The sequence below is a fragment of the Micromonospora sp. NPDC048907 genome (assembly GCF_055586885.1).
Map to the genome: position 1 here is coordinate 712,810 of NZ_JBVJHI010000003.1, position 19,482 is coordinate 732,291.

Below are 19,482 nucleotides of genomic sequence, written 5' to 3' on the forward strand. Positions count from 1 at the left end.
TCCCGTCGGGTCGGAGGCGCGCATGGCACTGTCGCGAGTGGTCGGCCGGCTCATCGGCGTACGACGGCACCTGGTGGACCCCGGCGGCGGTGGCGCCCTGCGCGTGCCCCGGCCGGTGCGGGCCGTGGTGGTCGGCGGCGGCATCGCCGGCATGTCGGCGGCGGTGGTGCTGGCCGAGCGGGGCGTCGAGGTGACCGTGCTGGAGGCGGCGCCGCATCTGGGTGGCCGGCTCGGCGCCTGGCCGGAGGAACTGCCGGACGGCGTCCAGCGCAACGAGCACGGCTTCCACGCCTTCTTCCGGCAGTACTGGAACTGGCGGAACATCCTGCGCCGCGCCGACCCCACCCTGGGCTTCCTCAAGCCGGTGCCCGGCTACCCGATCCTCTCCGCGCGGTGGCCGACCGAGGAGTTCGGCAGGCTGCCGCCCGCCCCGCCGGCCAACCTGCTCGCCCTGCTGCTGCGCAGCCCGAGCCTGCGGCTGGCCGACCTGCGTGCCATGGACCGGGACGCCGCGCTGCCGCTGCTCACCTACGACCCGGTGCGCACGTACGACGAGTTCGACACCCGGACCGCCGACGACCTGCTCACCTCGCTGCGGCTGCCGGACCGGGCCCGGGCCATGCTCTTCGAGGTCTTCTCGCACTCGTTCTTCAACCACGAGGCGGAGATGTCGGCCGCCGAGATGATCGCCCAGTTCCACTTCTACCTGCTCGGCAACCCGGAGGGGCTGGCCTTCGACTGCCCGGACCGGGACTACGCGACAGCGATCTGGGAGCCGCTCACCCGGCACGTCGAGCAGCACGGCGCCCGGGTACGCACCGGCACGGCCGCCGCGCGGCTGGACCGGACGCCGGACGGCTGGCGGGTGACCACCGCCGGCGGCGACGCGCACGAGGCCGGGCACGTGGTGCTGGCCGTCGACCCGCCCGCGCTCGCCGCGCTGGTCGCCACCTCGCCCGGGCTGCTCGCGGCGGCGCCCGAGCTGGTGGCGCGGATGCCCGCGTTCGGCCGGCCCGGCCCCCCGTACGCGGTGGCGCGTTACTGGATGGACGGCGACGTGCGCCCGGACCGGGCGGTGTTCAGCGGGGTGTCCCGGCAACCCACCCTGGACTCGGTGACCCTCTACCACCGGCTGGAGGACGAGCCGCGGCGCTGGGCGCGGCGGGCCGGCGGTGCGGTGGTCGAGCTGCACGCGTACGCCTGCGAGCCGGACGTGCCGGCCGGGGAGCTGGCGGAGCGGATGCGGGCCGAGCTGATCGCGCTCTGGCCGGAGGCCGCCGGGCTGCGGGTGCGCGAGCTGCGCGCCCGGGTCGAGGCGCAGGCCCCCGCGTTCACCCCGGGCAGCCACGCGCGACGGCCGGGGGTGTGCACCGACGCGGAAGGTCTCTACCTGGCCGGCGACGGGATCCGGACCGACTTCCCGAGCGCGCTCATGGAGCGGTCGGCGGCCACCGGGATCGTGGCCGCCAACCACATCCTGCGGGCGGAGGGGGCGGCGGCCGAGCCGGTGCACTCGGTCCGCCCGCGCGGCCTGCTGGCCGGCCGGCAGCGAACCCGAAACCGGTCATAAGCTGTCAAAAGCTGCACTAGGCTCGGCTGGCTCCGACGGCACGGGAGGTCGGGAGGGTGAGCACCGCGCTGCGGGTGGACGGCGAGCGGGACGACGCGTACGGGCTGCTCCGCGACGAGCGGGCGTGCGTCGTCACGGCGCTGCGGCTGGGCTGGTCGATGGCGGACACGTATCACCACGCGCAGACCGCCGACCTGGTCGACGGCGCGGACCGGCCCGCGACCGCCCCGCCGAAGCTCTCCAACGTCACCGAGATGCCGGGGCGGCTCCGGGTCCGGATGAACCTCGACGGGGTGGAGGTGGCGCTCGCCCAGATCGCCGCGCTCACCGCACCGGGCCGGCCACTGCCGGCCACCGCCGCCGCGCGGGCCGCCACCGGGGCGGACCGGGAGCCGCTGCTGCTCGCCCTCGACGAGCTGAACATGGACGTGCTGCGCTGGACGATGGCGACCAACCACCGGGTGGGGCTGGCGTACCGGCTCGGTCGGTCGCTCGCCGACACGGTCCGCCACGGCGACGCCGACCAGCTGGTCGGACGGTTCGGCGGGCGGCAGATCCAGATCAGCCGGTGGCTGGACGAGCTGGCCACCGTGCTGCCCCCGTACTCGGCGGCGGTCGTGCGGCACTCGCTGGCCGGGTGGGCGGCGGCGGTCACCCGGGCCGCGGTCGGCGATCCGGGCGAGGCCGGGCTGGCGGAGCTGGCCCGCGAGCTGCGCAACCAGGGTGAGCTGTGGCGGGGCGTGCTCACCGGCGGCCTGCACCCGCGCGACCTGCTGGACGAGGAGAACTGGGCCGTGGTGGCCCGGAACCTCATCATCCGGGACCGCAGGCTGGTGGTGCAGGCGGCCCGGGGCATCTTCTGGCCGGTGCTCGTACCCCTGCTGCTGGTGCTGCTCGCGGTGGTCGGGGTGAGCGCCGCCGCGGCGGCCGGCTCCCCCACCACCCGGGCGGCGGTGGCCCTGGTCGGCCTGGGCGCCGGGCTCACCGCGATCTGGCGGTCGGTCTCCACGCCGGCGCTGTCGGTGGCCGCCGAGGTGAACGGGCCGCTGCTGGAGAGCGAGCTGGTGGTGCAGATGGCCGCCCGGGTCGACCGGCCCCTCGCCGCCGCGCGGGCGGCCGGTCGGGCCGGCCGGCAGCGGCAGCCGTCCGACGGCGGATCGAAATACGTTGCCCGCCTTTCCGGCGTGGATCTACCGTGAGCGCGCAAGGTCAACCACCGCTCCGGGAGCCGTCGATGTCGCTGCGACACGCCACCACGATGCCGTCGTGGCTGCCCGACGACGGTTGCCGAGCCGAAGGTCCGCCGGCCGGACGGCCCGACTGACGCGCCCGCGCGTCCCTGTCGTCGCCGCCCGTCCGCCACGGACCGGGCGGCTTTTTGCTGCCGTACCACCGATCGTGAAGGGAGAGCCCGGTGGACGCCGTCCTCGTCATCAACGCCGACCTCGGCCCGCTGCACCGGGTCACCGTCCAGCACGCGATCCGGATGCTCTGCCGGCGGGTCGCCGAGATCCACGAGGCCGAGCCGGACCAGGTGATCGGCGTCTTCCCGATGCCGCGGGTGGTCCGCCTCGTCCGGTACGTGGTGACCCGGTGGCGGTTCAGCGCCGGTCCGGCCTGGTCCCGGGGCGGCGTGCTGCGCCGCGACGGCCGGCGGTGCGCCTACTGCGACGGCCCGGCCAGCACGATCGACCACATCCTGCCCCGCTCGCGCGGCGGCCGGAACACCTGGGGGAACACCACCGCCGCCTGCTACGGGTGCAACCAGCGCAAGGGCGACCGGACCCCGGCCGAGGCGGGCATGCCGCTGCGGCGGGAGCCGGCGACGCCGAGCTGGGCCGCGCTGGCGCGGTGACGGACGGCCGGCGGGCACAGGGGGTCGCGTCGGAGGTACGCCTCCGGCGCGGCGCCCGCCGGTCCCACGGTGGCGGGGGGGGACGGTCAGCCGGCGGCCGGCGGGGTCCAGCCGAAGCGCGGCGGCCGGCGGCCGTTGACCGCCGCGATCCCCTCGCGGGCCTCGCCGCTCTCCCGCACCTGCGCGTGCCACCAGGCGACGCGATCGTCGTCGGCGCGCCCGTCGACGATCTCCTTGGCCGCCGCCACGGTGAGCCGGGAGCGCTCGGCGATGGTGGCGGTCAGCGCCGCCACCCGCGCCGCGAGCCCGTCGGCCGGCAGCACCTCGTCGACCAGCCCGATCCGCAGCGCCCGCTCGGCGTCGACCAGCTCGCTGGTGAACAGCAGGTGCTTGGCCGCGGACGGCCCGACCAGCCGGGCCAGCCGCCGGGTGGTCGGCGCGGGATAGACCAGCCCCAGCCGCGCCGGGGGTACGCCAAACCGGGCGTCCGCCGCGGCGAGGCGCAGGTCGCAGGCGACGGCGAGCTGGCAGCCGCCGCCCACGCAGGCGCCCTCGATCGCGGCCACGGTGGGCCGGCCGAACGCGGCCAGCCGCTCCTCGGCGGCCACCGCGATGCTGCCGTCCCCCGCCTCCAGCAGCTCGTCCAGGTCGCCCAGGTCGGCGCCGGCGCAGAACGTGCCGCCCGCGCCGGTGAGCACCAGCGCGCGCACCGCCGGGTCCGCCTCCAGGCCGTCGAGCAGCACCGGGAGCTGCCGCCACATGGCCGGCGTCAGGGCGTTGCGGCGGGCCGGGTTCCGGATCACCACGGTCGCCACCGGTCCGCTCACCGTGACGGTCAGCTCCGCGTCCGACATGTCTCCCCCTCGCGCCGCCGGTTCTCCGGCGACCGTAACGGGCGGGGCCCGGCGACCACCCGCGTGGGGGTGGCCGCCGGGCCCGGGGTCGGGCGGTCAGGTCAGGAGACGTTGACCGCGGTGTCGTCCACGACGAACGAGGTCTGCAGCGAGGAGTCCTCGGTGCCGGTGAACTTCAGGGTGACGGTCTGGCCGGCGTACGAGGCCAGGGAGAAGGACTTCTGGCTGTAGCCGGTGGCCTTGTTCAGGTTCGAGTAGGTGGCCAGGGTGGCGAGCACGCCGCCGGACGAGTTGAGCACCTGCACGGTCAGCTTGTCGTACTGGACGCTCGTGGTGCTCTCGGCCGAGTCGATGTGCAGCCAGAAGGTGAAGTTGTACGAGGTGCAGCCGCTGGGCAGGCTCACCGACTGGGCCAGCGTGTCGGTGTGGGTGCTGCCGTAGCCGTCCAGCCAGGCGTTCCAGGTGCCGGTACGCGGCGGCTGGCCGCTGGAGCCGTACTGGCCGATGACGCCCGACGTGGTCGACCAGCCCGTGTTGCCGGACTCGAAGCCCGGGTTGGCGAGCTTCTGGCCGGCGCCGGTGCAGCCGCCGCCGGTGCCGTTCACGGTCAGCGTGTAGGTCGCCGAGTGGCTCACCGAGCCGGCGCCCGTGACGGTCACCGAGTAGGTGCCGGCCGGGGTGCCCGCCGAGGTGGTGATGGTGAGCGTGGACGAGCCGCCCGAGGTCACCGAGGACGGGCTGAACGACGCGGTGGCGCCGGTCGGCAGGCCCGAGGCGGAGAACGTCACGGTCTGCGCGGTCCCGCTCGTGGTGGTCGTGGCGACGGTGGTGGAGACCGATCCGCCCGCGGTCACCGAGCCGGCGGTCGGGGAGAGCGCGACGGAGAAGTCGTTGCCGGTGGAGCCGCAGGGCGCGTCGTTGCCCGCCACGTTCACCGCGGTCCACGCCGCCTGCACGGTCCGGTACTCGGTGGAGCAGTTGCCGTACAGGTCGGTCGCCGCCTTGAGGGTGTAGGCCCGGGCGGTGTTCGACGGGGTGGTGTTGTTGACGTACGAGGTGTTCGAGGTGAAGTACACGTCGAGCGCCCGGTACCAGATCTTCTCGGCCTTGGCCCGGCCGATGCCGGTCACGGCCGGTGCCGAGCCGCAGACCGGCGACGTGCCGTACGCGGTCGAGCCGGTGCCCTCGGCGAGGTTGAAGTAGAAGTGGTTGGCCACGCCGGAGGAGTAGTGCACGTCCTTGTTCTTCGTGCTGGTCGACCAGCAGGAGTCGGACGAGCCGTCCAGCGACGGGTTGTACATGTAGCGCAGCGGCGTGCCGTTGCCGTTGATGTTGATCTTCTCGCCGACCTGGTAGTCACCCGGGTCGCTCGGCGCGGCGGCGTAGAACTCCACCATGTTGCCGAAGATGTCGCTGGTGGCCTCGTTGAGGCCGCCGGACTCGCCGGAGTAGACCAGGCCGGAGAGCGCCTCGGTGACACCGTGGCTCATCTCGTGGCCGGCGACGTCAAGCGAGACCAGCGGGCGGGAGTTGCCCGAGCCGTCGCCGTAGGTCATCTGGGCGCCGTCCCAGAAGGCGTTGACGTAGTTGTTGCCGTAGTGCACCCGGCTGGGCACGCCCGTGCCGTTGCCGAAGATGCCGTTGCGGCCGTGCGTGTTCTTGAAGTAGTCGAAGGTCTTCGCGGCGCCGAAGTGGGCGTCGACGCCGGCGGACTGCCGGTTCGAGTTGGTGCCGTTGCCCCAGTTGTTGTCGGGGTCGGTGAAGGTGGTGCAGGTGCCGCCGGTGCTGTTGTTCATGTCGCAGGTCCGGCCGTTGCCGTGCGCCGGGTCCACCATCTGGTAGGTGCTGCCGGAGAGCGTCGTGTCGATGCTGACCGTGCCGGTGTAGATGCCCTGGCCGCTGCCGACCACCTTCTCGATCTCGTCGTAGGAGCCGATCACCGTGCCGGTGGTCGCGTCCGTGACGACGTGCAGCCGGGACGGTGTCTGCTTGTCCGCCTGCCAGCCGGTGGCGACGGTCTCCCAGGCCAGCCGGCCCCGGCCGGAGCTGGCGTCGACGAAGAGCTCCGGGGTGCCGACCGAGGTGAGCGAGCCGGAGAATGCCTTGCGCGCGCTGGCCTTGGCCGCGGCCGCGCCCACCTTGGCGGTGGTGCCCAGCGTGAGCGGCGCGGCCAGGCCGACCGACGTCCCGGCCAGCGTCCCGTTCGGGGCGGTGTGGACGACGAAGTCCCCGCCGTAGACGCGCAGGCCGTGGTAGGTCCGGGCGTAGCGGGTGTGGGTGGCCCCGGAGGCGTCCACCTTCGTGCGGACGGCCTGGTACGCCTCCCCGGCGGTGCCCTGGACGGCACCGGGGTTGGCGCGGAGCAGGGTCTCCGCGCGGGCTGCGGCGGCGGACTCGGGGGACGGTGCGCTCGGGGGTGCCGCGTACGCCGTGGTGGTGACGCAGGTCAGCACGCCGCTGGTGAGCAGCGCTGCGCTGACGGCGGCGAGAGATCGTTTCACGGGCCCTCCTGAAGGGGGGAAGTTGTGACGGGGGTAGTCACTGATGTAGATATAGCGATACATCGAAGAACGTGAAAGGGTGCGAGCGCTTTCCTGCCGGAGACACTGACCGTTCGGACGATGCGACGGAGCGTGTCGGAACCGGGTGGCCCCGCCGTGCGTCCGATCGGCATGAGAGCCATCCCCGTCGCGGCGACCCTCGTCGCCGCGCTTCTCACCCCGCTCGCCGGCTGCGCCCGGACCGGCGGCGGGCCCGCGTCGGACGGCCCGGCCACCGCCGCGCCGGGCATACCGGTGGTGCTGACGAAGTCCGGCGGCATCGTCGGGCTCAACGACACCGTCACGGTGCAGCCCGACGGTCGGTGGACCCGGGTCGACCGGGCCGGCGCCTCCCGCACCGGCCGGCTCAGCGACGCCGACCTCGACCGCCTGCGTCAGCTCGCCACCGACTCGCGGCTCGCCGCCGAGGCCGCCGCCACCGTCCCGGCCACCATGTGCGCGGACGCGTTCAGCTACCGGCTCACCGTCGGCCCGACCACCACCGGGTACGTGGACTGCCCACCCCAGGCCACCCCGCCGCCCGCCACCGCGGCCCTGGTCGACCTGCTCACCCGCGCCACCGGCTGAACCCGGTCGTCACCAGCCGGCGGCCGCCGCCAGCAGCGTCCGGCGAACCGCCTGCACCTCCCGCCGCCCGGTCACCCCCGGCCGGGCCGCGAGGAAGAGCGTGTTGAGCGGGGGCACCGGCGGCGCGAGCAGCGCCCGCAACGCGCCGGAGGCCAGCTCACCCCGGCAGAGGTACGTCGGCAGCACGCTCACCCCGGCACCGGCCACCACCGCCGCCCGGACCGCCCGCAGGTCGGCCACGACCAGGCTGGGCGTCCGGGTGAGCCGGGTGTCGAAGACGGTCCGCCAGTACCGGCGCAGGATCGGGGCCTCCTCGCCGTACGCCACCAGCGGCACGTCGCGCAGTGCCGCGGCGGTCACCGGGTCGGGCAGCCGCCCGGCCCAGGCCGGCGCCGCCACCAGCACGAACTCCTCGTCGTAGAGCGGCTCGCCGGCCACCCCCCGACGGCGCGGGCGCACGCTGGTCACCGCCAGGTCGAGCCGCCCGGCCACCAGGTCGTCCAGCAACTGCTCCGGCAGCCCGGCCGAGACCCGCAGTTCCAGGCCGTCGGCGACCGGACCGGCCAGCGCCGGCAGCACCCGCTCGGCGAGGAACTCGGCCGGCCCGCCGAGGAACACGGTCCGCGGGTACGCCGTGGTCGCGTCCTCGGCCAGCACCGCGGTGAGCCGGTCCACCGGATCGGCGACCCGGCGGGCCAGCTCGTTCCCGGCGGCGGTCGGGGTGACGCCCCGGGGCAGCCGCTCGAAGAGCGGCCGCCCGACCGCCTCCTCCAGCGCGCGCAGCTGGGCGGTCACCGTGGGCTGGGCCAGGCCGAGCAGCTCCGCCGCGCCGGTGATCGACCCCGACCGGTGCACGGCGAGGAAGCTGCGGAGCAGGTCCAGGGATGCCTTCACATCAGAAAACCTATCGCCGGCTCCGGTTTCGCCTATTGGTCAGCTATGGATCCGCGCGCCAGCATGGTCGGCATGACTCGTGCACTCATCGCGCTGACCAGTCACTCCGAGCTGGGCCGGACCGGCCGCCCGACCGGCTTCTACGTGGGCGAGGCCGCGGAGCCGTGGGAGGTCTTCCGGGCGGCCGGCTACCAGGTCGACCTCGTCTCGGTGGCCGGTGGAGAGCCGCCGCTCGACGGCCGGGACGAGAACGACCGGACCCAGAACGACTTCCTCGCCACGGCCGGGGTGACGGACACCCCGAAGGCCGCCGACGTCGACCCCAGCGGGTACGACGTGATCCTCTTCGCCGGCGGCCACGGCACCATGTGGGACTTCCCCGACGACCCGGACCTGGCCCGGATCGCCCGCTCGATCTACGAGCACGGCGGGGTGGTGGCCGCCGTCTGCCACGGCCCGTCGGCGCTGGTGAACCTGAAGCTCTCCGACGGCTCCCACCTCGTCGCCGGCAAGCGGGTGGCCGGCTTCACCAACGACGAGGAGGCGGCGGTCGGCCTCACCGGAGAGGTCCCGTTCCTGCTCGCCGACAGGCTGACCGAGGCCGGCGCCCAGCACGTCCCGGCGCCCAACTTCACCGAGCAGGTGGTGGTGGACGGCCGCCTGGTCACCGGCCAGAACCCCCAGTCCGCCCGCGCCCTGGCCCACGCGGTCGTCAACCTGCTCGCGGCCTGACCCCCGGCCTCGGCGATCATGAGGTTGGCGGTGCGGAATGCCCGATTCGGCGCCGCCAACCTCATGATCACCGGCAGGTGGTGTGGGTTCAGAGGCGGTAGGCCGGGGGGAGGCCGGTGGCGCGGAGGTCCGGGGGAAGGTGGGCGACGTCGTTCAGGGCGATCAGGGTGGGCGGGGCGGCGGGGGTGTAGCGGATGACGGTCAGGCCGGCGTTCTGGTGGTTCAGGCCGATCCACCGGCGCTCCGGGGCCTCCAGGGCGTGCCGGACCAGCCAGGCGACCAGGAAGTTGTGCGTGACGATCAACTCGCGGACGTCGCCCTCGGCGGGCGCGGTCGCGAAGCGGGAGACGGCCTCCGCGGTCACGCGCGGCCCGTCGAGTCGCTCCCGCTCGGTGAAATCCGCCAGGAAGGCCGCGTACGGCTCGGGCAGGCCGGCCGGATCGGTGTCGTGCGGCAGGTGGTCCCCGGCGCGGTCGTCCTCGTACACCGGGACGCCCGGCAGCGCGGCGGCGACCAGCGCGGCGGTCTCCGCGGCGCGGCGGGACGGTCCGTGGTGGACCGCGGCGAAGTCGGTGCCGCGCAGACGCTCGCCCAGCAGCGTCGCCTGCCGCCGGCCACGCGCCGACAGGCCGGTGTCCGCCTCCTCCTCCGGTCGATCCTGCTCGGCGTGCCGGACCAGGTAGAGCAGTCGGCTGGGCACTCGGGTCACCTCCAGGGTCGGGAGAGGCGAGACTAGCCGCCGACTCCCGACCCTGACGGCCCCGCCGGTCAGGCGCGGGGGTGCATCTGGCCGATGCGGATCCGATTGCCGAACGGGTCGCGGATGCCGAAGTCGATCCCGTACGGCCGCTCGGTCGGCTCGTCGGTGATGTCCACGCCCTTGGCCACCAGGTCCTCGTACGCCTTGCGCGCGTCGTCCGTGGTGAGGCAGAGCCAGCCGCTCATCGCGCCCTTGGTCAGCAGCTCGCGGACCCGCTCGGCGGTCGCCGGGTCGAGGGCCGGCGGACCGGGCTTCTCCAGCAGGATCTCGTGCTCCGGGTCGCCGGGCACGTTGACCGTGAGCCACCGCATGAAGCCGAGGTCCTGGTCGGTGTTCACCTCGAGGCCGAGCTTGCCGACGTAGAAGTCGAGCGCCTCGTCCTGGTCGAGGACGTAGATCTGGGAGCGGGAAATCGAGGTCATCGTCATGCCCGAAACGCTAGAGCAGCCCGCTGACCTGCCGCTTATCCAAAAGTGACAGGTTCGCCCGCGATCCCTGGCTCGGCGACCGCCTCGGGGTCAGGGTGCGGTGTCGCGTCCGCGGGCGGTGACCGCGGGGCTCGGCCGCATCCACGCCTTGGTGAAGCAGCTCGGCACGGCCACCCCCGCCGCCCGGCGGCGCCGGTAGGCCGACGGTGACTCGCCGACGATGTCGTGGAACGTCCGGCTGAACGTGCCGAGGCTGCCGAAGCCGACCAGGTGGCAGATCTCGGTGACCGGCTGCTCCGTCTGCACCAGCAGGTACATGGCGCGCTCGACGCGCCGCCGCTGCAGGTAGCGGTGCGGGGTCTCGCCGAAGGTGGCCCGGAAGGTGCGGATGAAGTGCGCCGGCGAGACGTGCGCGATCCGGGCCAGCGCCGGCACGTCGAGCGGCTCCGCGTACGCCCGGTCCATGGCGTCCCGGGCGCGCAGCATCGCCCGGTTCGACTCCTCGACGGCGCGACTCATCCCCCCACCACCAGGTCGAGTTCCCGGAGCTGCTCGGGGTCGGCCACCACCTCGATGCCGATGATCCGGTCGGTGACCGTGAAGCTGAGCGCGAGGCGGGTCCGACCGTCCACGACGACCACCGCGCCGGGCAGCCCGTCCACGAACGCGGGGACGGCGCCCTGGGCGCGGCCGTTGAAGAAGCCGGCCACCACCGCGGAGCCGCGCGACTCCGCGGTCCCGCCCATCCGCACCGCGGCGGCGTCGCCGCGCATCACCACGTACGGGTCGAGGAGGGTGACCAGGTCGTCGAAGCGGCCGTCCCGGGACGCGGCGAGGAACGCCTCGACCACCCGGCGCTGGCGGGCGGGATCGACGATCGGGTCGGCCGAGCGGGCCTGCACCCGGCGGCGGGCCCGGCTGGCGATCTGCCGCACCGCCTGGGTGCTGCGGTCCACCACCGGCGCGATCTCCTCGAACGAGACGGCGAACATGTCGTGCAGCACGAACACCAGCCGCTCGGTGGGACCGAGGGTGGTCAGCACGACCTCCAGCGCCCGGCCGACCGACTCGGCGAGCAGCGCCTCCTGCTCGGGGTCCCGCCCGCCGGCCGTCTCACCCGCCTCGCCGGTGGCCTCCTCGTGCCGGACGCTGGCGGAGCGCAGCCGGTCGAGGCAGACCCGGCCGACCGTGGTGGTCAGCCAGCCGGGCAGGTTGTCGATGGCGCCGACATCGGCGCGGCTCAGCCGGAGCCAGGTGTCCTGCACGGCGTCGTCGGCCTCGGCGGCCGAACCGAGCATGCGGTGGGCCACCGCGCGCAGGCGCGGGCGCTGCTCCTCGAAGCTGCGGACCAACAGGTCGGTGTCGCTCACGGCCTCGCCATCCCCCACGGCCGCGGGTGACCGCGGTCACATCTGTCACGCCACCGGGCCGGCCCTCGACAACCAGATGACGGACGACGACAGCGGCCGCGCGGCGAACGCCGGCCAGCGTAACAGGACAGGATTGATGGAAATGTCTCTCGATGCTCGCATCCAGAACCCGGCGGCGCTCCTCCCCGACGCCGTGAAGGCGGTCAACCTGCTCTACAAGGCCGCGCACTCGGCCGGCGTGCCGGCCACCACCCTGGAGCTGGTCCACCTGCGGGCCAGCCAGATCAACGGGTGCAGCGCCTGCGTGGACTCCGGGGCGCGCAACGCCCGGAAGAACGGCGAGACCGAGGAGCGGCTCTTCGCGGTGGCCGTCTGGCGGGAGACGCCGTACTTCACCGACGCCGAGCGGGCCGCGCTCGCCCTGGCCGAGCACGCGACCCGGCTCGCCGACCGGAGCGACGCCGTGCCGGACGCGGTGTGGGACGAGGCGGCCCGGCACTTCGGGGAGAAGGAGCTGGCGGCGCTGGTGCTCTGGATCGCCACCACCAACTTCTTCAACCGGATCAACGCCACCACCCGGCAGCCGGCGCCGCAGAACTGGGGCTGACCGGCGACCGGCCCGGGGCGGAGGTGTGCGCACCTCCGCCCGGGCCGGGTCGGCACATCCGCGGACAGCGGTCAGGCGACCGCCGTCGACCGGCTGGTCTCCTCCCAGGCGGCCAGCTCGGTGAGCAGCGCCTCGTGGTGCTCGCGCAGCCCGTCCACGGCGTCGTTGCCGAGCAGGAGCCGCAACGGCGGCCGGTCACTGTTCAGCACGGTCAGGATCGCCGCCGCTCCCTTCACCGGGTCGTTCGGCTCCGCGCCCGACAACTCGTGGGTGAGGCGGCGGGTCGCCCCGGCCGTGTCCTGGTACGCCGCCGTCTGCGCGGTGACGTACTTGTTGTTGTTGAACTCGGTACGGAACGCGCCCGGTTCCACGATCAGCACCCGTACGCCCAGCGGCGCCAGCTCGGTCGCGAGCGTCTCGGACATGCCTTCGAGGGCCCACTTGGCGGCGTGGTACGCCCCGAACCCCGGGTACGTCTTCTGCCCGCCCAGCGAGCTCATCTGCACGATGGTCCCGCTGCCCCGCTCGCGCATCAGCGGTACGACGGCCTTGGTGACCGCGGCCGCGCCGAAGAAGACCACCTCCATCTGCTGGCGCAGCTCCGCCATGGTGACCTCCTCCACCGCGCCGAGGACCAACGAACCGGCGTTGTTGACCAGTACGTCGATCCGGCCGTGGGCAGCGAGCGTGGCCTGGACCGCGGCGTCGATCGAGGCCGGATCGGTGACGTCCAGCGCCGTCGTGGTGATCCCGTCCCGCTCGGCCAGGTCGGCCAGGGTCTCCGGCCGGCGGGCGGTGGCCATCACCCGGTCGCCGGCGGCCACCGCCGCCAGCGCCAGTTCCCGGCCGAAGCCGGAGGAACAGCCGGTGATCAACCACACCCGGCCCTGCGTGTCGTCCTGCATCTTCCTGCTCCCGTTTTGTGGGGTCGTGAACAGGAACAATGCTGCTGGCGGGCGGTCTGGCGCGGCCAACACCGGTTACCTGCCACGGCGGTAGTCTCGGCCTGTGACCCCTGATCTTCGGCAGCTCCGGTACTTCGTGGCCGTTGCCGAGGAGTCGAGCTTCACCCGGGCGGCCAGCCGCCTGATGATCACGCAACAGTCGCTCTCCCAGCAGATCAACGCGCTGGAACGGATCCTCGGCGCGAAACTGTTCAACCGGGACAGCCGGGGCACCAGGCTCACCGATACCGGGGCGCTGTTCCTGCCCGAGGCCCGCGCGGTCCTGGACCGCGCGGACGAGGCCGTCGCCGTCGTCCGGCGGGCCGTCCGCGGCGAGACGGGCCGACTCCACCTGGCGTTCCTGGCCACCACGGCGAACCACCTGCTGCCGCCGGTGGTCCGGGCCGCCCGGGAACGCCTCCCCGACCTGGAGATGGTCACCGAGGAGACCACCATCGCCCCGCTCGTCGAGGGCGTGCTCAGCGGCCGGTACGACCTGGCGTTCACCCGACCGCCACGGGTCCCGGGGCTGGTCGCACGGACCATCGCCACCGAACAGGTGTGCGTCGTCCTGCCCGAGGGGCATCCGCGCGCCGAGCGCGCCGAGCTGACCCTGTCCGAGCTGGCGGACGAACGGTGGGTGATGACTCCGCGCAGTTCCTGGGAACCCTGGCACCGGGCGTTCGACGAGACCTTCCGGGCCGCCGGGTTCACCCCCGACATCGTCGCCCGGGACGCGAGCGTTCAAGGGCTGCTCGGCCTGGTCGCGGCGGGTGTCGGGATCACCCGGCTCGGGTGGTCGGCGCACAACCTGCGCCGCACCGGTGTGGTGTTCGTGCCGTTGGCCGGGGAATTCGCCACCACCGAGATGGTCTGGCTGGCCGACAACCCCTCTCCCGCGCTGCGCCGCGTGAAGGACGTGGTGACCGAGCTGGCCGCCACGACCGACCTGACCGCCACCGGCTGACCGCCCGCCACCGGCGGTCCACAGGCTGCGGCTGCCGCCGTGCCAGGTAATCCGTGTTGGCCGGTTCGGCCCGAACTGGACCAGTATCGTCCTTGCCAATACCGATCGGGATCACGATCCCGCCAAGCACGAGGAACCACCATGGGCAACCCCCACCATTCCCCGGAGCAGGCCGCCGACCGGGTGGCCCTCGGCGAGCTGGTCGACGCCTACGCCCGCCTGGCGGACCGACGCGACGCCCGGGGACAGGCCGCGCTCTTCACCGCCGACGCCCGCGTCGCCGTGTACGACGGCGAGCCCGACACGACCGAGCCGACGCAGGTCCTGAACGGCCGGGACGAACTCGCAGACGCCTTCGGCGCGCTGCGGAACTACGACCGGACGACCCACTTCAACGGTCAGCGCACGGTGACCATCGACGGGGACCGCGCCACCGGAGAGACGTACTGCCTGGCGCACCACCTCTGGACCGAGGAGGGACAGCGCAACCTCATGGTCATGTCGATCCGGTACCACGACACGTTCGTCCGCCAGGACGGCCGTTGGTTCTTCGCCGAACGCAGGCTCGTCACCGACTGGGTCGATCGCCGCACCTCGACGCCGTAGGGCCAGGGACGGCCGGTGGCGCGTCAGCGCCGGCGGCCGGCCCGGACCCACCGGAGCGCTCCGGGACGGAGACCTTCGCTGGTGACACCGTGATAGATGATCATCACGATGATGCCGAGCAGCCCGAGCAGCGGGTTCACGATCCAGCCGAGCAGGCCGGCCAGCCCGTAGAGGAGTAGGCCGGTGATCGGACGGGCCTCCTGCGCGTGAACGTGGTCCTGGTCGATGTGGCCGGCGCGCAGCGTCGGGTGACGGCGCAGGTAGGCGAAGAACACCAGCCAGGGCGCCGACATGAGCGCCGCCGCGAGCGCGTACATGACGACGGCGACCCTCAGGTCCTCGGTGTCGCCGTCGACGAGCGCCGACGCCAGAACCGCGGTCGGAAACGGGATGATCACCACGCCGAAGAGGATGGCGATGTTGATCCAGCTGAGGGCGAGGGTCGTGCCGCGGACCATCCGCAGCAGCGCGTGGTGGTTGAGCCACAGGACGCCGATGTAGATGAACGACACCGTGAACGCCAGGTAGGACGGGCCCTCCCTGAGGAGCGACGCGAGCAGCTCGCCCTTGTGGAACTCGGGCACCCGCAGGTCCAGCACCAGCAGGGTGATGACGATGGCGAAGACACCGTCGCTGAACGCCGCCAGACGGCCGATGTCGGCCAGGCGCGGGGTACCACCCGGCTGAGTCTCCTCGGGACCTGCGGACACCGCCGCACGCTAACAGCGCGGGGACCGTGGGCGGGATCGATCACCGAAACGTCCCGCCCCGGGCGGTCCGCCGCGGCAGGACTCAGCGGGTCTGGTCGGTCGGTCGGATCAGGATCTCGTTGACGGCGACGTGCTCCGGCTGGGTGAGCGCGTACCGGACCGCGGCGGCGACGTCCTCGGCCCGCAGGGTCCGCATGGAGTCCGCCATGTCCCGCGCCGCGGCCCGCATGGTCGGATCGGTGAGGTGACTGGTCAGCTCGGTCGCGACGAATCCGGGCTCGATGACGACGACGCGCACTCCCTGGGCGGTGACCTCCTGCCGCAGCGCCTCTGAGAAGGCGTTGACGCCGAACTTGGTGGCCGCGTAGACGCCGCTCGCGGCCGATGCCGTGCGGCCCGAGGTCGAGGAGATCTGCACCACCGCGCCCTGTGCCGAGAGCAGGTGCGGCAGGGCGGCGTGGACCGCATACATCGAGCCCAGCAGGTTGGTCTCGACCATGCGGGTCCACTCCGCGGTGTCCGCACCGAGGATCGGGCCACTGAGCATGACGCCCGCGTTGTTCACCAGCACGTCCAGGGCTCCGAAGCGCGCCACCGTCGCCGCGACCGCACTCCGCACCGACTCCGGGTCGGTGACGTCCAGGTCGAGGGCCAGCATCTCGCCGGGGGCGTCCGCGGTGAGGGCTCGCAGCCGGTCGGCCCGCCGGGCCCCGACGGCGACCCGGGCACCCGCAGCCGACAGGGCGAGCGCCGTGGCCCGGCCGATGCCCGACGAAGCGCCCGTGACCAGGACGGCCTTTCCTTCCAGCGGGTTTTCCATCTGTTCCTCCCCAGGTTCGGTCCGCGACCGCGGCCGGCGGACACTAAAATGACCGGTCGGTCAGCTTCACCGTAGCAGCTAACCTGACCAGCCGGTCATTTTGGTGATAGGCTCCACAGGGAGGGAGGCGCGCATGACCGAGACGACCGGCGCCGCCGGCCAGCGAGCGGACATGGTGCGCAACCGGCGGCTCCTGCTCGGGGCCGCGACCGAGGCCTTCGCCGAGCACGGCGTGGAGGTGTCGATGGGCGAGATCGCCCAGCGCGCCGGCCTCGCCAAGGGCACCGTGTTCCGGCACTTCGCCTCGAAGGACGACCTGCTCGCGGCGATCATGCTCCAACTGCTCGACCGGCTCACCGGCACAGCCGACCGGCTGCTCCAGGCCGACGACCCGGCGCTGGCGCTCCGGGAATTCATGACCAGCGGCGTCGAGGCGCTCGCCGCCGACCGCGCGTTCTGCGAGGTCGTCGGGCGCCCGTCACTGCAGAATCCCGAGGTACGCGAGGCGATCAACCAGCTCTGCGAGGTCGCCGAGGCGCTCACGGCTCGGGCGCGGGAGCACGGCGCCGTGCGCGACGATGTCACCGGGACGGACATCGTGCTGCTGCTCGGCGGCATCCACCAGACGGCGGCGCCCCTGCTGGCCGCACAGCCGGAGGCCTGGCGCCGATACCTCGAACTGGCCCTCGACGGGTTGCACGTGCCGAACCCGCGCGCACTGCCGGAGCAGCCACCCCGCCGCCTGCCGCTCGACGGCTCGCCGGAGGCCGGCTGACCCGCGATGCGGCTGCGTCGGCCGACCTAGTCTCCTCGCATGGCGAACCAGCCCCGGAAGGTCACATTCGACTTCCAGCAGTACGCGCGTCGGGTGAGCGAAGGGCCGTGCTTCGTCTGCGCGTTCCTCGCCGGCCATCCTGACTACCGGCACCACGTCGTCCACGAGAACGACGAGACCATCGCCTTCCTCGGCCGCTGCCCCCCGGGGTGCCGTACGAGCAGCAGCAGTTCCCGGCGGTGATGGCGCAGAACGGCGTCCTGGAGGTCCACGACTCCAACCACCCGCAGCGCACGGGCCTGCCGCTCGGGTGTTTGTCGGATAGCTTGCCCGGTATGGGCATTGATAATGACCGCCGTCGCGCTGCTACTGGCAGCACTCCGGACGGGAGCGCCCGGGTCTCGTCCCGGCCACCCGCGCCGGTGCTCCTCGCCGCGCTGCTCGTTGCCGCTGGCGCGCTGGTGCCACTCGGGTTACTCGTCCTGGTGCTGACCGGGTCCGAGACCCGGAATCTGGTGCCAGTACTACTGCTCGCCCTGCTCGGCGTGGGTGTCTGCGCATCAGTTGGGTACGGGCTGCGGCGCGGCTGGCGTGGGTCCCGGATCGTGGCCGTGGTGCTCGGCGTGCTGGTTCTGCTGTCGGGGCTGAATTCGCTCGGGTCCAGCAATTTCGGATTTCTGCCGATAGCGTACGGCGCACTGGTGGCGCTGCTCGTGCTGTTTCCCGCCTCCGCCCGAGCCTGGTTCCGTCGCTCCTGACGCGCCCTTCAACATGCACCCTCCGCACCGCGCGGGCTGCTTGCTGACCGGTGTCTTCCTGACCTTCTTCTACGAGCCGGCGAGAACCGCGTTGCTGTCAGCGTTGCTGTCATCGGGCCGTCTCGCGGCGGCCACCGCCGCGAGACACCTGATGGAATTGGAGCCCCCGGCCGGGATCGAACCGGCGACATCTCGCTTACAAGGCGAGTGCTCTGGCCAGCTGAGCTACAGGGGCGCGTGGTCCGGGGTCAGCATAGCGACTGAGGGCCGGTAATCCCGTTCAGCAGGCCTCCCGAGCACGGAAAACGTCAATTTCCCGACCCCGACACCACCGGATCGACGCCCGTGGGCCTCCACACCACGGAGATTGATGCCCGCCCGTGCCCTCCTGACCGTTATGCGTTATGCCCTCGATCCCATCGACCGCACCCCGTCTTGGCAGGCTCGCGAAACCCGTTTACGGTGCAGTGACACGGACGACACTCCGGTTGGCCTCGGCTGCCCGGTCGACCGCCCGTCTGGCCGGCACCTCGGGTGCCGGTCGCTCCTTCACTCGGATCGTCCGGCACGTTCCTGCCGGTGAAAGGAAGCGCTCCACCATGGCTACGGTCACCTACGCGAAGGCCTCCCGGATCTACCCGGGCACCGAACGCCCCGCGGTCAACCAGCTCGACCTCCAGATCGGCGACGGGGAGTTCCTCGTCCTGGTCGGCCCGTCGGGTTGCGGCAAGTCCACCAGCCTCCGGATGCTCGCCGGCCTGGAGGACGTCGACGACGGCGCGATCTACATCGACGACCGGGACGTCACCCACCTCCCGCCGAAGGCCCGCGACATCGCGATGGTCTTCCAGAACTACGCCCTCTACCCGCACATGACGGTGTACGAGAACATGGCGTTCGCCCTCAAGCTGCGCAAGACCTCGAAGTCGGAGATCGACCGGCGGGTCAAGGAGGCGGCCGGGCTGCTCCAGCTCGAGGAGTTCCTCAGCCGCAAGCCGAAGGCGCTCTCCGGCGGTCAGCGCCAGCGGGTCGCCATGGGTCGCGCGATCGTCCGCGAGCCGCAGGTCTTCCTCATGGACGAGCCGCTGTCGAACCTCGACGCCAAGCTCCGGGTGCAGACCCGTACGCAGATCGCGTCGCTCCAGGCCAAGCTCGGGGTCACCACCGTCTACGTCACCCACGACCAGGTCGAGGCCATGACCATGGGTCACCGGGTCGCGGTCATGCTCGACGGCGTCCTGCAGCAGGTGGACACCCCCCGGGCGCTCTACGACACCCCGGCCAACGTCTTCGTCGCGGGCTTCATGGGCTCCCCGGCCATGAACATCAAGACCGTGCCGCTGACCGACAACGGCGCCGCGTTCGCCGAGCTGAACGTGCCGCTGACCCGCGAGCAGGTCGAGGCGGCCCGCGCCGAGGGCGGCGACGGCAAGGTGACCGTCGGCTTCCGTCCGGAGGACTGCGACCTGGTCAGCCCCACCGAGGGCGGCATGCCGGTCGTGGTCGAGCTGGTCGAAGACCTGGGCTCCGACGCCAACGTCTACGGCCACGCCGCGCTGGAGGGCCACAACGAGCGGTTCGTGGTCCGCACCGACCGGCGCACCATGCCGAACATGGGTGACACCGTGTTCGTCAAGCCGCGCACCGGCCGCAGCCACGTCTTCCACGCCGCCACCGGCAACCGGATCTGACGTACGCGAGAAA

22 protein-coding genes and 1 tRNA gene are annotated in these 19,482 nt (G+C 72.8%); 12 read left to right on the plus strand and 11 right to left on the minus strand.

The genetic code is table 11. The features are described from left to right. Positions 1–22: 22 nt before the first annotated feature. From ACZ6PY_RS12860 to ACZ6PY_RS12870, 3 genes are all read left to right on the plus strand, one after another. Positions 23–1,570 carry an FAD-dependent oxidoreductase gene (locus ACZ6PY_RS12860; RefSeq protein WP_466071719.1) on the plus strand — a complete coding sequence of 516 codons (1,548 nt, stop codon included), beginning with the start codon at positions 23–25 and terminating at the stop codon, positions 1,568–1,570. Between the two features lie 56 nt (positions 1,571–1,626). Next, positions 1,627–2,769: a hypothetical protein gene (locus ACZ6PY_RS12865; RefSeq protein WP_466071721.1), complete on the plus strand. Its 1,143-nt coding sequence runs from the start codon at positions 1,627–1,629 to the stop codon at positions 2,767–2,769. 215 nt (positions 2,770–2,984) lie between these two features. Beyond that, positions 2,985–3,425: an HNH endonuclease gene (locus ACZ6PY_RS12870; RefSeq protein WP_466071723.1), complete on the plus strand. Its 441-nt coding sequence runs from the start codon at positions 2,985–2,987 to the stop codon at positions 3,423–3,425. A gap of 86 nt (positions 3,426–3,511) precedes the next feature. Here ACZ6PY_RS12870 and ACZ6PY_RS12875 read toward each other — a convergent pair whose 3' ends face one another. Both ACZ6PY_RS12875 and ACZ6PY_RS12880 read right to left on the minus strand, forming a co-directional pair. Next, positions 3,512–4,279: an enoyl-CoA hydratase/isomerase family protein gene (locus tag ACZ6PY_RS12875; RefSeq protein WP_466071725.1), complete on the minus strand. Its 768-nt coding sequence runs from the start codon at positions 4,277–4,279 to the stop codon at positions 3,512–3,514. A gap of 101 nt (positions 4,280–4,380) precedes the next feature. Beyond that, positions 4,381–6,780 (minus strand): M4 family metallopeptidase, encoded by a 2,400-nt coding sequence (locus ACZ6PY_RS12880; RefSeq protein ID WP_466071727.1) that lies wholly within the window; start codon positions 6,778–6,780, stop codon positions 4,381–4,383. Positions 6,781–6,951: 171 nt separating this feature from the next. On the opposite strand from ACZ6PY_RS12880, the gene ACZ6PY_RS12885 reads away from it, so the two are divergent. After that, entirely contained in the window at positions 6,952–7,407 is a 456-nt protein-coding gene (locus ACZ6PY_RS12885; RefSeq protein WP_466071729.1) for a protealysin inhibitor emfourin, read from the plus strand. Between the two features lie 9 nt (positions 7,408–7,416). Here the strand turns inward: ACZ6PY_RS12885 and ACZ6PY_RS12890 are convergent, their stop codons facing one another. Beyond that, positions 7,417–8,301 (minus strand): LysR family transcriptional regulator, encoded by an 885-nt coding sequence (locus tag ACZ6PY_RS12890; protein ID WP_466071731.1) that lies wholly within the window; start codon positions 8,299–8,301, stop codon positions 7,417–7,419. Between the two features lie 72 nt (positions 8,302–8,373). Here ACZ6PY_RS12890 and ACZ6PY_RS12895 point away from each other — a divergent pair, with 72 nt between their 5' ends. Further along, a complete protein-coding gene (locus tag ACZ6PY_RS12895; RefSeq protein ID WP_466071733.1) occupies positions 8,374–9,033 on the plus strand; it encodes a type 1 glutamine amidotransferase domain-containing protein in 660 nt (219 codons plus the stop codon). Positions 9,034–9,121: 88 nt separating this feature from the next. On the opposite strand, the gene ACZ6PY_RS12900 is transcribed toward ACZ6PY_RS12895, so the two are convergent. The 4 genes from ACZ6PY_RS12900 to ACZ6PY_RS12915 form a co-directional block, all read right to left on the minus strand. Then, the gene (locus tag ACZ6PY_RS12900) at positions 9,122–9,733 is read right to left on the minus strand and encodes a histidine phosphatase family protein (RefSeq protein ID WP_466071735.1); all 612 of its coding nucleotides are present in this window, start codon (positions 9,731–9,733) and stop codon (positions 9,122–9,124) included. A gap of 68 nt (positions 9,734–9,801) precedes the next feature. After that, positions 9,802–10,221: a VOC family protein gene (locus tag ACZ6PY_RS12905; RefSeq protein ID WP_262282778.1), complete on the minus strand. Its 420-nt coding sequence runs from the start codon at positions 10,219–10,221 to the stop codon at positions 9,802–9,804. A gap of 90 nt (positions 10,222–10,311) precedes the next feature. After that, positions 10,312–10,740, minus strand: a complete 429-nt coding sequence (locus ACZ6PY_RS12910; protein ID WP_466071737.1) for a helix-turn-helix domain-containing protein — start codon at positions 10,738–10,740, stop codon at positions 10,312–10,314. Continuing rightward, positions 10,737–11,591, minus strand: coding sequence for a sigma-70 family RNA polymerase sigma factor (locus ACZ6PY_RS12915; protein ID WP_466071739.1), 855 nt, complete (start codon positions 11,589–11,591; stop codon positions 10,737–10,739). The genes ACZ6PY_RS12910 and ACZ6PY_RS12915 overlap by 4 nt, the downstream gene beginning before the upstream one ends. A 142-nt stretch (positions 11,592–11,733) precedes the next feature. Between ACZ6PY_RS12915 and ACZ6PY_RS12920 the strand changes: the two genes are divergently transcribed. Beyond that, positions 11,734–12,198, plus strand: coding sequence for a carboxymuconolactone decarboxylase family protein (locus tag ACZ6PY_RS12920; RefSeq protein WP_466071741.1), 465 nt, complete (start codon positions 11,734–11,736; stop codon positions 12,196–12,198). Positions 12,199–12,269: 71 nt separating this feature from the next. Here the strand turns inward: ACZ6PY_RS12920 and ACZ6PY_RS12925 are convergent, their stop codons facing one another. Then, positions 12,270–13,103 (minus strand): oxidoreductase, encoded by an 834-nt coding sequence (locus tag ACZ6PY_RS12925; protein ID WP_466071743.1) that lies wholly within the window; start codon positions 13,101–13,103, stop codon positions 12,270–12,272. A gap of 103 nt (positions 13,104–13,206) precedes the next feature. Between ACZ6PY_RS12925 and ACZ6PY_RS12930 the strand changes: the two genes are divergently transcribed. Continuing rightward, complete coding sequence (locus ACZ6PY_RS12930; RefSeq protein ID WP_466071745.1) at positions 13,207–14,109, plus strand: LysR family transcriptional regulator; 903 nt, start codon at positions 13,207–13,209, stop codon at positions 14,107–14,109. A 141-nt stretch (positions 14,110–14,250) separates the two neighbouring features. Then, positions 14,251–14,715: a nuclear transport factor 2 family protein gene (locus tag ACZ6PY_RS12935; RefSeq protein WP_466071747.1), complete on the plus strand. Its 465-nt coding sequence runs from the start codon at positions 14,251–14,253 to the stop codon at positions 14,713–14,715. A 23-nt stretch (positions 14,716–14,738) separates the two neighbouring features. Here the strand turns inward: ACZ6PY_RS12935 and ACZ6PY_RS12940 are convergent, their stop codons facing one another. Continuing rightward, a complete protein-coding gene (locus ACZ6PY_RS12940; RefSeq protein ID WP_466071749.1) occupies positions 14,739–15,425 on the minus strand; it encodes a TMEM175 family protein in 687 nt (228 codons plus the stop codon). 82 nt (positions 15,426–15,507) lie between these two features. After that, positions 15,508–16,245 (minus strand): SDR family NAD(P)-dependent oxidoreductase, encoded by a 738-nt coding sequence (locus tag ACZ6PY_RS12945; RefSeq protein WP_466071751.1) that lies wholly within the window; start codon positions 16,243–16,245, stop codon positions 15,508–15,510. Between the two features lie 133 nt (positions 16,246–16,378). Here ACZ6PY_RS12945 and ACZ6PY_RS12950 point away from each other — a divergent pair, with 133 nt between their 5' ends. Genes ACZ6PY_RS12950 through ACZ6PY_RS12960 form a run of 3 tightly spaced genes read left to right on the plus strand, consistent with a single transcriptional unit; the run spans position 16,379 to position 17,778 of the window. Then, positions 16,379–17,020, plus strand: a complete 642-nt coding sequence (locus tag ACZ6PY_RS12950) for a TetR/AcrR family transcriptional regulator (RefSeq protein ID WP_466071753.1) — start codon at positions 16,379–16,381, stop codon at positions 17,018–17,020. Positions 17,021–17,059: 39 nt separating this feature from the next. Further along, positions 17,060–17,263: a hypothetical protein gene (locus ACZ6PY_RS12955; RefSeq protein WP_466071755.1), complete on the plus strand. Its 204-nt coding sequence runs from the start codon at positions 17,060–17,062 to the stop codon at positions 17,261–17,263. Further along, positions 17,230–17,778, plus strand: coding sequence for a hypothetical protein (locus ACZ6PY_RS12960; protein ID WP_466071757.1), 549 nt, complete (start codon positions 17,230–17,232; stop codon positions 17,776–17,778). The genes ACZ6PY_RS12955 and ACZ6PY_RS12960 overlap by 34 nt, the downstream gene beginning before the upstream one ends. A gap of 158 nt (positions 17,779–17,936) precedes the next feature. Here the strand turns inward: ACZ6PY_RS12960 and ACZ6PY_RS12965 are convergent. Continuing rightward, positions 17,937–18,013, minus strand: a tRNA-Thr gene (locus ACZ6PY_RS12965). Positions 18,014–18,377: 364 nt separating this feature from the next. On the opposite strand from ACZ6PY_RS12965, the gene ACZ6PY_RS12970 reads away from it, so the two are divergent. Continuing rightward, the gene (locus tag ACZ6PY_RS12970) at positions 18,378–19,469 is read left to right on the plus strand and encodes an ABC transporter ATP-binding protein (RefSeq protein ID WP_313724148.1); all 1,092 of its coding nucleotides are present in this window, start codon (positions 18,378–18,380) and stop codon (positions 19,467–19,469) included. The last annotated feature ends 13 nt before the right edge of the window (positions 19,470–19,482 follow it).